Annotated in this window: 15 protein-coding genes; 13 read left to right on the plus strand and 2 right to left on the minus strand. The window is 63.1% G+C overall.

Annotated elements, in window-relative coordinates:
• Positions 1–353: 353 nt before the first annotated feature.
• The gene (locus LRP30_RS13530) at positions 354–617 is read right to left on the minus strand and encodes a hypothetical protein (RefSeq protein ID WP_249760633.1); all 264 of its coding nucleotides are present in this window, start codon (positions 615–617) and stop codon (positions 354–356) included.
• Between the two features lie 23 nt (positions 618–640).
• Positions 641–1003, minus strand: coding sequence for a DUF6876 family protein (locus LRP30_RS13535; protein WP_249760634.1), 363 nt, complete (start codon positions 1001–1003; stop codon positions 641–643).
• Between the two features lie 134 nt (positions 1004–1137).
• Between LRP30_RS13535 and LRP30_RS13540 the strand changes: the two genes are divergently transcribed.
• The 13 genes from LRP30_RS13540 to LRP30_RS13600 all read left to right on the plus strand — a co-directional run bounded on the left by LRP30_RS13540 (position 1138) and on the right by LRP30_RS13600 (position 11556).
• Positions 1138–1818, plus strand: a complete 681-nt coding sequence (locus LRP30_RS13540; protein WP_249760635.1) for a hypothetical protein — start codon at positions 1138–1140, stop codon at positions 1816–1818.
• A 37-nt stretch (positions 1819–1855) separates the two neighbouring features.
• A complete protein-coding gene (locus LRP30_RS13545; RefSeq protein WP_346016214.1) occupies positions 1856–3664 on the plus strand; it encodes a terminase gpA endonuclease subunit in 1809 nt (602 codons plus the stop codon).
• A gap of 9 nt (positions 3665–3673) precedes the next feature.
• Complete coding sequence (locus LRP30_RS13550; RefSeq protein WP_249760636.1) at positions 3674–3886, plus strand: hypothetical protein; 213 nt, start codon at positions 3674–3676, stop codon at positions 3884–3886.
• 3 nt (positions 3887–3889) lie between these two features.
• A complete protein-coding gene (locus tag LRP30_RS13555) occupies positions 3890–5473 on the plus strand; it encodes a phage portal protein (protein ID WP_249760637.1) in 1584 nt (527 codons plus the stop codon).
• A gap of 9 nt (positions 5474–5482) precedes the next feature.
• Complete coding sequence (locus LRP30_RS13560) at positions 5483–6511, plus strand: head maturation protease, ClpP-related (RefSeq protein WP_249760638.1); 1029 nt, start codon at positions 5483–5485, stop codon at positions 6509–6511.
• A gap of 18 nt (positions 6512–6529) precedes the next feature.
• Positions 6530–6901, plus strand: a complete 372-nt coding sequence (locus tag LRP30_RS13565) for a head decoration protein (protein ID WP_249760639.1) — start codon at positions 6530–6532, stop codon at positions 6899–6901.
• Positions 6902–7002: 101 nt separating this feature from the next.
• Positions 7003–8031, plus strand: a complete 1029-nt coding sequence (locus LRP30_RS13570) for a major capsid protein (protein WP_249760640.1) — start codon at positions 7003–7005, stop codon at positions 8029–8031.
• 19 nt (positions 8032–8050) lie between these two features.
• The gene (locus LRP30_RS13575; protein ID WP_249760641.1) at positions 8051–8416 is read left to right on the plus strand and encodes a hypothetical protein; all 366 of its coding nucleotides are present in this window, start codon (positions 8051–8053) and stop codon (positions 8414–8416) included.
• Positions 8413–8970 (plus strand): hypothetical protein, encoded by a 558-nt coding sequence (locus LRP30_RS13580; protein WP_249760642.1) that lies wholly within the window; start codon positions 8413–8415, stop codon positions 8968–8970. Before LRP30_RS13575 ends, LRP30_RS13580 begins: the two co-directional genes overlap by 4 nt.
• Positions 8971–8983: 13 nt before the next feature.
• The gene (locus LRP30_RS13585) at positions 8984–9187 is read left to right on the plus strand and encodes a hypothetical protein (RefSeq protein WP_249760643.1); all 204 of its coding nucleotides are present in this window, start codon (positions 8984–8986) and stop codon (positions 9185–9187) included.
• A gap of 42 nt (positions 9188–9229) precedes the next feature.
• Positions 9230–10756, plus strand: coding sequence for a phage tail sheath subtilisin-like domain-containing protein (locus LRP30_RS13590; RefSeq protein ID WP_249760644.1), 1527 nt, complete (start codon positions 9230–9232; stop codon positions 10754–10756).
• A gap of 79 nt (positions 10757–10835) precedes the next feature.
• Entirely contained in the window at positions 10836–11198 is a 363-nt protein-coding gene (locus LRP30_RS13595; protein WP_249760645.1) for a phage tail tube protein, read from the plus strand.
• 22 nt (positions 11199–11220) lie between these two features.
• Positions 11221–11556, plus strand: coding sequence for a phage tail assembly protein (locus LRP30_RS13600; RefSeq protein WP_249760646.1), 336 nt, complete (start codon positions 11221–11223; stop codon positions 11554–11556).
• Positions 11557–11639: the final 83 nt, after the last annotated feature.

An 11639-nucleotide genomic window follows, 5' to 3' on the forward strand; every position in this document is an offset into this window, starting at 1 on the left:
GCGCCGCCAGCGAACGTTTCAACGCGTGGCGGCGTTGCGTTCCGTCATTCCTCTTCGCGAGCGCCCAACGAAACGGCCTCAGTGCGAGAGCATCTGAGGCCGCTTCAAACCTTTCGCCGGGCATTGGGCAAAATGTTGACCGGTCGGGGCTTTAGCTTTCGGGGATCGTATCACTTCGGGGATCGTGTCGCCGATTGCTGAGGACCAAGGACCCTGAAGATGAATCGTTCCGTCCTAATCGAAGTTTTTGAGTGTCCCAATTAGGACAGTAGCCCTTCGTCCATCGTGCCAATCCGCGGGTATGGTTTGCCCGGTGTTGGAAAACGCGCGCCTGAGCGGCCAATCGGTTTATCCTAGGATTTGAGAGAAAGTAGTTTTGCAATTAGCGCAGCGGTCAGCAGCGTGGCGTGACCGTCGACCGCGATGGCGTAAATAAGCGCGCGGCGGGTATGCGCCGCCGGGTCTTGCTCGATCTCGCGGGCGGCTTGCATCGCCGCAAGAACGGTGGGCCGCCGCTCGACGCGGTATTGACCGCGCCCGAGGAACAGCGATGCGGTGAAGTGGTCCGCGTGGCGGATCGCCTCGATCGCGCGGGTCTCGATCGCGTCGAATGTCATCGACCGAATCTCCAGCGAAAGCGTCAGTGCTCCGTTGGCAGCAGGATGACATTGCCCTCGACCCAAATGGTGATTTGATCGAGAGGGAAATCGGTGAACTCGATGGCCTCGGAATAGAGGACCGCGCCATTGTCGTTGCCGTCATCGCAGACGAGGCGCGCGGTGCGGTCAGCCATCACGTGCAACCGCCAGACCTGAAATTCCTCGGTCCGAATTTTCGGTTCGAGTTGCAGGCAGGCGATCTTATCGAGGAGCCAATACGCGCCGCCCTTTTGGGCGAGATACTGCACGCCGTCGGTGTAGAGCATGCGCCGGTTGAGCCCGTGGCGATACCATTCGCCGGTGCCGGTGAAGTGAGCCAAATCGGCCCGGGTTAGCTTCGTCATTTGCCCAAACGCCTTTCTTTGTTTGCCCCGGGCGGCGCCGGCCCGGATTGGGCCAAAGCCCCGGGGCAAGGCTCAGAACTAGGCCACTGGTCGGTGGTTGGAAGATCCTTTTGGCCGGGTCCCCGAGGGAAATAATGTCGGAAGATCAAATGGTTAAAGGCGCGCCCACGGCGCTAGGGGCGCCACTGGTGGGCGAGAATCCGGCCGGGGGATCGGACCGGGCGAGCGGCCAAAATGCGCCCCCGGCGCCCGATACGGGCGCCGCCGGGCGCGGCCAACTGATCGCGTCGGCCCTTGCCGCGCGGCTCCTCATGGTCAGCCCGGAGCGCATCCGGCAGCTGTCAAAGGAAGGCTGGATAGAGAAGCAAGGGCGCGACCAGTTTTTTCTGGTCGATGTCGTGCAAGGCTATATCCGCTTTCGCAATGACAGCGACCGGCGCGCGCAAAAGAGCGCAGCCGATAGCCGGGTCCGCGATGCGCGAGCGCGCGAGATCGAATTGCGCAACGCAGTCCGCGAAGGTCGCGTGATCGAGATCGACGAGGCCATGGCGATCGTCGAGGAGATGATCGGGTTGTTCCGCGCAGAGACCGCCGGCCTGCCGGCGCGCGTCACGCGCGATTTGCAATTCCGGAAAACAATCGAGACCGCTGTAAATGACATCCTCGAAAGGGTGGCAGATATTGCCGCCGAAAGGGGACGCGCTGTGGCAGAAGCTCGCGCTGCTAGCGAGGCCGTCGCGTCCAACGCCGCCCGATCTATGGGCAGCGGAGAACAGGATATATCCGCAGACGGCCGCGGTCCCCGGGCCGCGTGATCCAACGCTTACGCCTTACGTCGTCGAGCCCGAGCGGATGATCGCCAGCGGCAAGTATCGCCGCGCGGTGCTCGTTTTCGGCGCGCAGACCGGCAAGTCGGAATTGATGCTCGATTGCGCCGGCCAGCGGCTCGACCAGCGGCCGGGGCCGATCCTGTACGTCGGTCCGAACAAGCAATTCCTGACCGAGCAGTTCGAGCCACGCGTCCTGGCGTTGCTCGATCAATCGCCGACGCTGACCGCGAAGCTGGCGCGCGGCAAGCGGATGACGAAAACGCGCAAGATGGTCGGCGGCGTGCCGTTCCGCCTCGCGCATTCGGGATCATCGACCGCGCTCAAGTCAGATCCGGCGGTGCTCGCGCTGATCGATGAATATGACGAGATGGTCACGAACGTGAACCAGCAAGGCGGCCCGCTCGGTCTGGTCGAGCGGCGCGGCGATACCTATGCCGACTTCGTTTGCGTGGTCACGTCAACGCCGAAAAAGGGACAGGTCGCAGCGGTCGAGGACCAAAAAAGCAAGCTGGTCTTTTGGGACGTTGCCGTGTCGGAAGATATCGAAAGCCCGATTTGGCAACTCTGGCAGCAAGGCACCCGGCATCACTGGTGCTGGCCGTGTCCGCATTGCGGGGATTATTTCATCCCGCGCTTCAATTTGATGCGCTGGCCGCCGAATAGCACGCCGATGGCGGCGGCGCGTGCGGTCTATCTCGAATGCCCGCATTGCGGCGGCGTGATCGAGGATCGGCACAAGGCCGAAATGAACGAGTGCGGGCGCTACGTGGCGCCAGGTCAAACCATCGACCGGACGGGGACCATCAAAGGCGAGCCCGCCGATACCATGGCGATGAGCTGGTGGGTCTCCGGTCTCGCGTCGCCCTTCGTTACGTTCGGCGAGCGCATCCGGACCTATCTTGAAGCGGTCGCGATCGGTGACGACGGCGAAATCCAAGCCGCGATCAACGGCGGCTTTGGCGAATTGTACTCGCCCGGCGGCGGCGAGGTGCCGGAATGGTCCGAGATCAAGGAGAAAAGCCGGTGCTCGGATTATCAGCGCGGCGAGCTCCCGGACGGCGTGCTGCGCATCTCGATCGCGGCGGATGTGCAAAAGCATTCTATTCCCTATGTGGTCCGGGGATGGGGCCCGCGCGCCACGTCCTGGCTGATCGATTGGGGATATCTGCGCGGCGATACCAGCGAGCCCGAGATCTGGGACCAACTCGCGGAATTGATCTCGACGCCGATCGATGGCATGCCGATCAGCTTGACGTTCGTCGATAGCGGTTTCCGACCCGGCAAAACGGACACATTGCCGCTCAATCGCGTTTACGAATTCTGCCGGCGATTTCCCAAGCGCGTGCGGCCGACAAAGGGGTCGAGCGCGCCGCTGCGGGTGCCGCTGGTCATATCAAAAATCGAGATCAACCGCGCCGGCAAGGCGGCGAAATATGGTCTCGATCTCGCGCGGCTCGATACCGACCATTGGAAATCGTGGGTGCACGAGCGGTTGCGGTGGCCAGACGAGCAGGCCGGCGCATGGCATCTGCCGCGCGGCGTCGATGACGATTATTGCCACCAGATCGTGTCCGAGGCCCGGATCAAGTCGCCAACCGGCCGCCCGGAATGGATACGGCGCACGAAGGCGAACCATTTCCTCGATTGTGAGGCCATGGCCGCGGCGTCGAGCTATTTGATGAACATGCAGCGCGTGCCGCTGCCGGCCAGGGCGAAGCCGGAAGAGGGGCGCGCGGAAGTCACCCCAAAGGAGCCGCCGGCACCGCCGCCCGCGATGATGACGCGATATCCGCGCATCACGCGCCGCGTCGTGCGCTCCGGTTATCTGTAGGAGAAAGCCATGGCCGATCCGGTCTATACGACGCAGCAGCTACAGGACATCGTGAACGCGCTCGCATCCGGCGCGCAGCGCGTCTCCTATGGCGACAAGTCGGTCGAATTCCGCTCGCTGTCCGAGTTGCGCGAGATTTTTTCGAGCGCGAGCGCGAGCCTGACCGGGACCACGCAACGGCGCACGTTCCGCATGGTCACGCCGCCGGACAAAGGGCTGTAGCCGTTGGCGACCACCGCCGCCGCGATCAAGCCGCGCGTCCGGGTCCGGGCGCAGTCGATCCGCAACCAGACGACGGCCGACCCGGCGACCGTGGCGCCGGCTGTGCGGCAAACCGGCTTTGATGCGGCGCGCTATGTCCGGCGGCTGGCGCCATGGCGGCCGGCGCTCGTCACCAGCAACGTCATCATGTCATGGCAGGGCGAGCTATTGCGCGCCCGCGCCCGCGACGTGCTGCGTAACAATCCGCACGCGACCGCCGCTGTGGAAAACTTCGCCGGCAATCTGGTCGGCGCCGGCATCAAACCGTCCTCGCTGATCGAGCAAATCGAGACGCGCGAGGAGGTGATGCAGGCGTGGCTCGATTGGACCGACGAGTGCGACGCAGACGGCCTTGTCGATTTTTACGGCATGCAATCGCTGATCGCCCGCGCGCTATTCGAGGCCGGCGAGTGTTTTGTCCGTTTTCGGCCGCGCCGGCCCGAGGACGGACTTTCGACGCCGCTGCAATTGCAGGTGCTCGAAAGCGAGATGTTGCCCTATTGGGACAATCGGTTCGCGCCGAACGGCAACTACATCATGAACGGCGTGGAATTCGATCTTGTCGGGCGCCGCGCCGCATATTGGTTCTATATCCAGCATCCTGGCGATAGCCCGATCGAGCCCGAGGGGTTTACGACCGAACAAGTCCGGGTGCCGGCAAATCAGGTGCTCCACATTTTCCGCGCGACGCGCCCGGGTCAGGTGCGCGGCGTCCCGCTGGTGACGCCAGCGATGGTGAAGCTTTATTTCCTCGATCAATACGATGACGCCGAGCTTGACCGCAAAAAGCTGGCGGCGATGTTCGCCGGTTTCATCACGTCCTCGGCACCCGAGGATATTCTGCCCGACGTCACCGACCCGGAGAACTCGACCAGCAGCACCGTCGGGATCGCACCGCTCGAACCCGGCACCATGCAAGCGCTGTTGCCGGGCGAGGATATCAAATTCTCCGAGCCGGCCGATGTTGGCGGCTCCTACGAGGCTTTCCAGTATCGCAACCAACTCGCGGTCTTTTCCGCGATGGGCGTGCCTTACATGCTCGGCACGGGCGATACCCGGCGCGCGTCCTACTCGTCGCTGCGCGGCGTCATCGTCGAATATCGGCGCCGGCTAGAGCAATTGCAGCACAACGTCATGGTTTTTCAGTTTTGCCGGCCGGTCTGGCAGCGTTGGATGAATGACGCGGCGCTCGCCGGCACGATCGCGCTCCCGGGCTTCGCCGATCAGCAGCGCCAACTCTCGCGCGCGAAATGGATCGCGCCGCGCTTTGAGTGGGTCGACCCGCTCAAGGACCGCCAAGCCGAAAAGCTCGCCGTCGACAGCGGTTTCAAATCGCGCAGCGATGTCATCGAGGCCGAGGGCTACGACCCCGAGGAGACCGACGAGCGGATCGCGGCCGATCATGAGCGCGAAAAGCGGCTGGGTCTCGACTTCCCGATCCATGGCGCATCCGCGACGCAGCCGATCGATCCGAACGCGCCCGATCCGCAAGAGCAGGCGGACGCCAATCAAGACTTGTCCGGCAATGACGACGCCGAAGCAGCATAGGAGATGATCATGCGCCGTTGGTTTTCGATGCGGAAGGTAGACGACAAGACCGGCGAAATCCTGATCTATGACGAGATCGGCAAGTCGTTCTGGAATGACGACGCGATGTCGGCCAAGAATTTCGACGACGAGTTGAAATCGATGGGCGATGTCGAGACCGTCAATCTGCGGATTAACTCGCCCGGCGGCGACGCTTTCGATGGCATCGCGATCCACAACCAGATCAGGAACCACCCGGCGGAATTCGTCGCGACGATCGACGGCATCGCCGCGTCGGCGGCCTCAATCATCGCCATGGCGGCCGACAAAATCGTCATGCCCGAAAATTCGTTCATGCTGATCCACGGCGCGAGCGGCTTTGCCATGGGCAACGCGCACGACATGCAAGCGATGGCCGATGACCTTGCGCGCCTCGATACCTCGATTACCGCGACCTATGCCAAGCGATCGGGTCAGGACGAAAAGAAAATCTCGGCGATCATGAAAGAAGATCGCTTGATGGACGCAAGCGAGGCGAAGGAGCTTGGCCTCGCCGACGAGATCAAGGACGCGGTGAAGATGGCCGCCAAATTCTCCCTGCGCCTGCTGCCGAAGAACGCCGCGCAGCAATTGCAGGGAGTAATAAAATCGGCCGAGCCGGAGCCGCCTCCGGCCCCGGCCGAGAAGGAGCCGGGTTCGGTGCGGCCGGTTCCGGGCCTGGCTCCTAGCAATCGCACCGAGCCGCCGAAGCCGGGTAGCGCTGAGATCATCAATCTCGATGACGCGCGCCGCGAGGGCCGCGAGAGCACGATCGCATACGTCAACGAGATCAACGATCTCTGCGCGCTCGCCGGCCTGCCGAAGCTCGCCGCCGGTTACATCAAAGCAAACGAGGGCATCGAGAACGTGCGGAAGAAGCTGATCGAGGCGCGCGCCGCCGAGGACGAGAAGCTTGAAATCCAGCACCACCGCGCCGCGCCCACGCAAGCCGCCCGGGAGAGGACCGCCGCCGCATGGGGGCGGATCACCGAGACGCTGAATTCTCGCGTGCGCAAGTAACCCCAAGAGGAGACCAGCATGCCCACTATCTTCATCGAGGGCCGGCACCCGGCAGAGTTCATCCTGACCGAGGCGAACGGTCAGCGCTCGCGCGATAATATCACGATCGGCGCCAGCCAAACCATCGTGCCCGGCACCGTGCTCGGCATGGTCACTGCCGACGGCTCCTATCTCGGCTTTACGACCGGCGCGGCCGACGGCTCGCAGAACGCAGCGGCGATTGCGATCTATGGCGTGACCACGGGCGCGGGCGAGACCGCGAAAATCGCCGCCATCACCCGCGACGCCGAGGTCAACGGCAACATCTTGACGTGGCCGGCCGGCATCACCGCTCTGCAAAAGGCGACGGCCATCGCGGCGCTCGCGGCGAACGGCATCATCGTCCGCTAACGCGCGGGCAAAACCCGCTCTCCCTAACACCCACAGTCCTCGACAACGACGGCGGCTCGCTGTCGGGGATCGGTGGCCTTTTGTCTGAAAGGAACCCGGCAATGCCTATGCTCGATGTTTTCAACAGCGATGCATTCAGCGTGGTCTCGCTGACCGACGCCATCAACAAGCTGAAATTCGTGCCCGGCTATCTCGGGTCGCGCGGCTTGTTCTCCGAGAGCGGCGTGACCACTACCGCCATCGCGATCGAGAGCAAGAACAACGTTCTGTCTCTCGTGCCGCCCACGCCGCGCGGCGGTCCCGGCATCACGTTGGACAAGGGCAAGCGCTCGATGCTGTCCATCAACGTGCCGCACTTTGAAGTGAACGACGCGGTTTATGCCGAGGAAGTGCAGAACATTCGCCCGTTCGGTCAGGAGACCGGCGAGGATAGCGTGATGCGGCTGGTCGGCGAGCGCATGCAAGTCGATGGGCAATCGCACGAGGCGACGATCGAGTATTCCCGGATCGGCGCGGTCAAGGGCGTCGTCACCTATGCCGATGGATCGGCGCTGAATCTCTACACCACGTTCGACGTCGCGCAGCCGGCGGAAATCGGCTTCGATCTTTCCAACGCCAACCCGACCGACGGCATTCTGCGCAAGACGTGCGCGGGCGTGACGCGCCAAGTGGCCGCGCTGCTCGATGGAACGCCATTCACCGGCCTCGAAGCGCTTTGCGGCGACGCCTTCTATGACGCGCTGATCATGCACAAGGAAGTCCGCGACACTTACAAGAACTATCAGGCGGCAGCCGAACTGCGCTCTGGCTACGTTGATAGCTCGGGCCAGACGTTCGGCTCGTTCCCGTTCGGCGGCATCTTGTGGACAAACTATCGCGGTCAGGTCGGCGCGCAGGCTTTTATCGATCCCGACAAGTGCCACATCTATCCGACCGGCGTCCCCGGCCTGTTCCGGACCTATTTCGCGCCGGCCGATTACATGGAGACCGTCAACACGCTGGGGCAGCCGCGCTACGCCAAGCAATACGCGATGCCGAACGACAAAGGCATCAATCTCGACGTGCAGACCAACAACCTGAATATCTGCACGCGGCCGGGCGTGCTGATCCAAGGTCGGCGGGCCGCCTAACGGGGTCGAGGGCGAGCCCATGTATTTTTCCGCGGTCGTCCTCGCCCCGGCAATGAATGCATTTGCGCGGGTTTGCACCTTCTATCCGCGCGTGAGCCAGCCGGGCACGGTCACGGCCGAATTCCCGAACGGGGCACCCTATCTCGGTCGCGGCGTCTACTCGTCGCGCCCGATCGACGTGCAGATGCAGGACAGCACAATCTTCTCCGATCAGGAAACCACGCTTGGCATCCGCCTCGCGGAGTTTTTGATCCCGCCGGACATCGGCGACCGGATCAAGGTCGATGGGGTCGACGGCCTCTATTGGGTCGGTGATGTCGATACCGACGGCCAGGGCGGCGCCGTGATCCTTTTGCGCAATACAGCACCGCAGGAAACTCCGTGAGCACTTACGCGATCGAGATTGCGGACAAGGCGCTCGCAGTGCTGCAAGCGACGCCGTTCGATCCCGTATTCAAGACGTTCAAGCGAACGCCGATGCGGCAAGTCGCGCCGACCGATCTCCCGTTGCTCGGCGTCTACATTTTGCGCGAGACGCGCTCGACCGATGGCGACGCCAACGCGGGCGAGCCGCGTTTCTTCCATCGCCTGCATCTCGGGATCGCGGGCGCGGTCAGCGCGGCCGATGACGGATCGCAATTCACGACTCTCGAAAGCATGATGGCGCAGATTGATGAGCGGCTGCTCACCAGTCCCGCCTTTATCAGCATGATCGAGGGCGTCGAGCAGATGGACCGCCGATCGCAATACGCGATCATGGGCGAAACGCCACTCGCGGAAATCCAGATCGAAATAATCGTGACGTTCCGCACCTATTGGCCGCCGGTCATCCCCGACGATTACCGAACCTTGCACGTCGAGACCCGCTATCCGTCGAAGGACACCGATCCCGCCCGGGTGCGGCAGGTCATCGAGCAATACGACGTGGAGCAAAACTGAAAGGACGGACGCCATGGTTCAAATGGTCAAGGTCAAGATGGTTGGCAGCAAGATGATCCATCACCCAGTCGCGGGAGCGCGCACCCTCTGGCCGCTCGATCAATTCACGCTGCGCCGGATCGCTGACAAGGACATCGAAATCCAGTTGGTCGACGAGAACGCGAAGGAGGGTGACGAGCCGAAGCGCGCCGCGCCGAAAGAGCAGGCCGACAAGTAACCGCGCGGCTGCGCGCGCTCATAGACCGAAGGAGCAACCACAATGCCCATCTCGTTCAACAGCATCCCGGCCAACTGGAAGATGCCGCTCTATTGGGTCGAGGTCGATCCCTCGAAGGCGGGATCGCTGACCCTGCGCCAGCCGGCGCTGCTTTTCGGCTACAAACTCGCGGCCGGCTCGGCGGCCTCGAATGTCCCAGTCCCGGTCGGCTCGGTTGCCGAGGCGCAACAGCTTGCGGGCCTCGGCTCGATGCTCGATGCGATGACGCAAATCTTTTTCAAGAACAGCGCATCGCAAGAACTGTGGGTGGTGCCGCTGGACGAACCGTCGGCGGGCGTGGCGGCAACCGGCACGGTCACGGTGGCAACGCCGCCGACGCAAGCCGGCACGGTCTATGTCTACGTCGCCGGCCGGCGCGTCGCGGTGCCGATCTCGGCAAGCGATACGGTGACGACGGTGGCCGCCTCGATCGTCGCGGCCATTGGCGCCGATCCCTCCATGGAGGTCACGGCGACCAACGCGGCGGGCGTGGTGACGCTGACCGCGCGGCATAAGGGCGTGGACGGAAACGACATCGATTTCCGGGTCAATTACGGCGGCTCGCTCGCGGCCGAGGAGATGCCGGCGGGCCTGACCTTTACGCTCGCCAATGCCGGCAAGCTGACCGGCGGCACCGGCACGCCTGACCTTTCCGCCGCCATCGCCGCGCTCGGCGACGAGAATTACGAATATGTCGCGTTCCCGTTCACGGACAGCACGTCGCTGGTCGCGATCGAGACCGAGTACGGTTTCGGCGATAGCGGGCGCTGGGGTTGGATGCGCGAACTGTTCGGACACGTCTTTTCGGCGCGGCGCGGCAGCTACTCGTCGCTGCTGACGTGGGGACCGAACAACAATGCCGGGGTGGTCTCGGTCATGGCGATGGAAACCAACATGCCGTCGCCGCAATGGCATGTCGCGGCGGCCTATACCGCGAAGGCCGGCCGCGCGCTGATCAACGACCCGGCGCGCCCGCTGCAAACGCTCTCGCTTGACGGCATTCTGCCGGCGCCGAAGAACGAGAGGTTCCTGCTAACCGAGTTGAACAACCTGGCGGGCGCGGGTCTCGCGACGCAAGGCGTCGGCGCCGATGGCGTGCCGATGATCAAGCGGGAGAGTACGACCTATCAGAAGAACCTCTACAGCCAAGGCGACGACGCTTACGAGTTGGTGACGACGCTCGCGACGCTCGCGGCCGTGCTGCGCCGGCAGAAAGCGGCGATTACCAGCAAATTCCCGCGCCACAAGCTCGCCGATGACGGCACGCGGTTCGGCCCCGGTCAGGCGATTGTCACGCCGAAGATCGTCAAGGCCGAATTGGTCGCGCAGTATCGGCTCGACGAGTGGAACGGGCTGGTCGAGAACGCCAAAGCGTTCAAGGCGAATTTGATCGTCGAGCGGGACAGCAACAACCCGAACCGGCTCAACGTGCTGTATCCGCCGGACCTCATCAACCAACTGCGCATGTTCGCCACGCTCGCGCAATTCCGGCTGCAATACGATCGCGGGGTGGATGCCGCCATCTCGTAACCCGATCGGGCGCAACCGATCATCTCAAGCCCGCCGCCACCAGCGCGCGGGCTTTTTCATTCCATGAAGGAGCACAAACATGGGCGTCGCAGTCGCGGGCACCGCTTATCTCAAGGTCGACGGCAATCAATACCCGCTCAAGGGCGCGTTCACGGTGTCGCCGTCGGCGGTCGAGCGCGCCGGCATCGCCGGCCAGGACTACGTGCACGGCTATAGCGAATTGCCGCGCGTCCCGTTCATCGAGGGCGATATCTCGTCTCGGCCGGAAATCTCCCTTGAGGACATGGAATTGATCATCAACGCCTCCGTCACGGCGGAATTGATCAACGGCAAAGTCTACGTGCTGCGGAATGCGTGGTGCAAATCAGCAATCGAGTTGAATACGCACGACGGCCAATTCCGGGCGCGGTTTGAAGGCGAGGCATGTGACGAAATCAGCTAAGCCAATTCAAGAGGCGGCAAATATGACTGAGGCGGCAAACAATGGCGCTACGCAGGCGGCGCCGACACCCTCGAACATCGTGGTTCTCTCCGAGCCGGTGCAATTCGGCGAGGAGAAGATCACGCAACTGAAATACCGCAAGCCGACGGGCGCCGACATCATCGAATGTGGGCACCCGCTCAAGATCAACTGGAACGGCGACGTGCCCGTCACCTTCGACGAGAAGAAGATGGCGGCGATGATGTGCGCACTCTATCGCCAGCCGCCGAGCGTGATTGCGAAGTTGTCGCCGCAGGATTGGAGCACGGCGGCTTGGGCAATCGCCGGTTTTTTTATGCCGGACCTGACGAAGATTTAGTTCTCCATTGCTACCGGCTCGCGAAGTTCTACGGGCGGCACCCGCGCGAATTCCTCGAACTGACCGTGGAGGAGATCGGCCAG

The organism is Bradyrhizobium sp. C-145 (assembly GCF_023375135.1).
Taxonomy (GTDB): Bacteria; Pseudomonadota; Alphaproteobacteria; order Rhizobiales; family Xanthobacteraceae; genus Bradyrhizobium; species Bradyrhizobium zhanjiangense.

Coding starts and splice junctions, on each gene's coding strand:
- LRP30_RS13530 (WP_249760633.1), bottom strand. CDS start 617: ATGACATTCGACGCGATCGAGACCCGCGCGATCGAGGCGATCCGCCAC.
- LRP30_RS13535 (WP_249760634.1), bottom strand. CDS start 1,003: ATGACGAAGCTAACCCGGGCCGATTTGGCTCACTTCACCGGCACCGGC.
- LRP30_RS13540 (WP_249760635.1), top strand. CDS start 1,138: ATGTCGGAAGATCAAATGGTTAAAGGCGCGCCCACGGCGCTAGGGGCG.
- LRP30_RS13545 (WP_346016214.1), top strand. CDS start 1,856: ATGATCGCCAGCGGCAAGTATCGCCGCGCGGTGCTCGTTTTCGGCGCG.
- LRP30_RS13550 (WP_249760636.1), top strand. CDS start 3,674: ATGGCCGATCCGGTCTATACGACGCAGCAGCTACAGGACATCGTGAAC.
- LRP30_RS13560 (WP_249760638.1), top strand. CDS start 5,483: ATGCGCCGTTGGTTTTCGATGCGGAAGGTAGACGACAAGACCGGCGAA.
- LRP30_RS13565 (WP_249760639.1), top strand. CDS start 6,530: ATGCCCACTATCTTCATCGAGGGCCGGCACCCGGCAGAGTTCATCCTG.
- LRP30_RS13570 (WP_249760640.1), top strand. CDS start 7,003: ATGCCTATGCTCGATGTTTTCAACAGCGATGCATTCAGCGTGGTCTCG.
- LRP30_RS13575 (WP_249760641.1), top strand. CDS start 8,051: ATGTATTTTTCCGCGGTCGTCCTCGCCCCGGCAATGAATGCATTTGCG.
- LRP30_RS13585 (WP_249760643.1), top strand. CDS start 8,984: ATGGTTCAAATGGTCAAGGTCAAGATGGTTGGCAGCAAGATGATCCAT.
- LRP30_RS13590 (WP_249760644.1), top strand. CDS start 9,230: ATGCCCATCTCGTTCAACAGCATCCCGGCCAACTGGAAGATGCCGCTC.
- LRP30_RS13595 (WP_249760645.1), top strand. CDS start 10,836: ATGGGCGTCGCAGTCGCGGGCACCGCTTATCTCAAGGTCGACGGCAAT.
- LRP30_RS13600 (WP_249760646.1), top strand. CDS start 11,221: ATGACTGAGGCGGCAAACAATGGCGCTACGCAGGCGGCGCCGACACCC.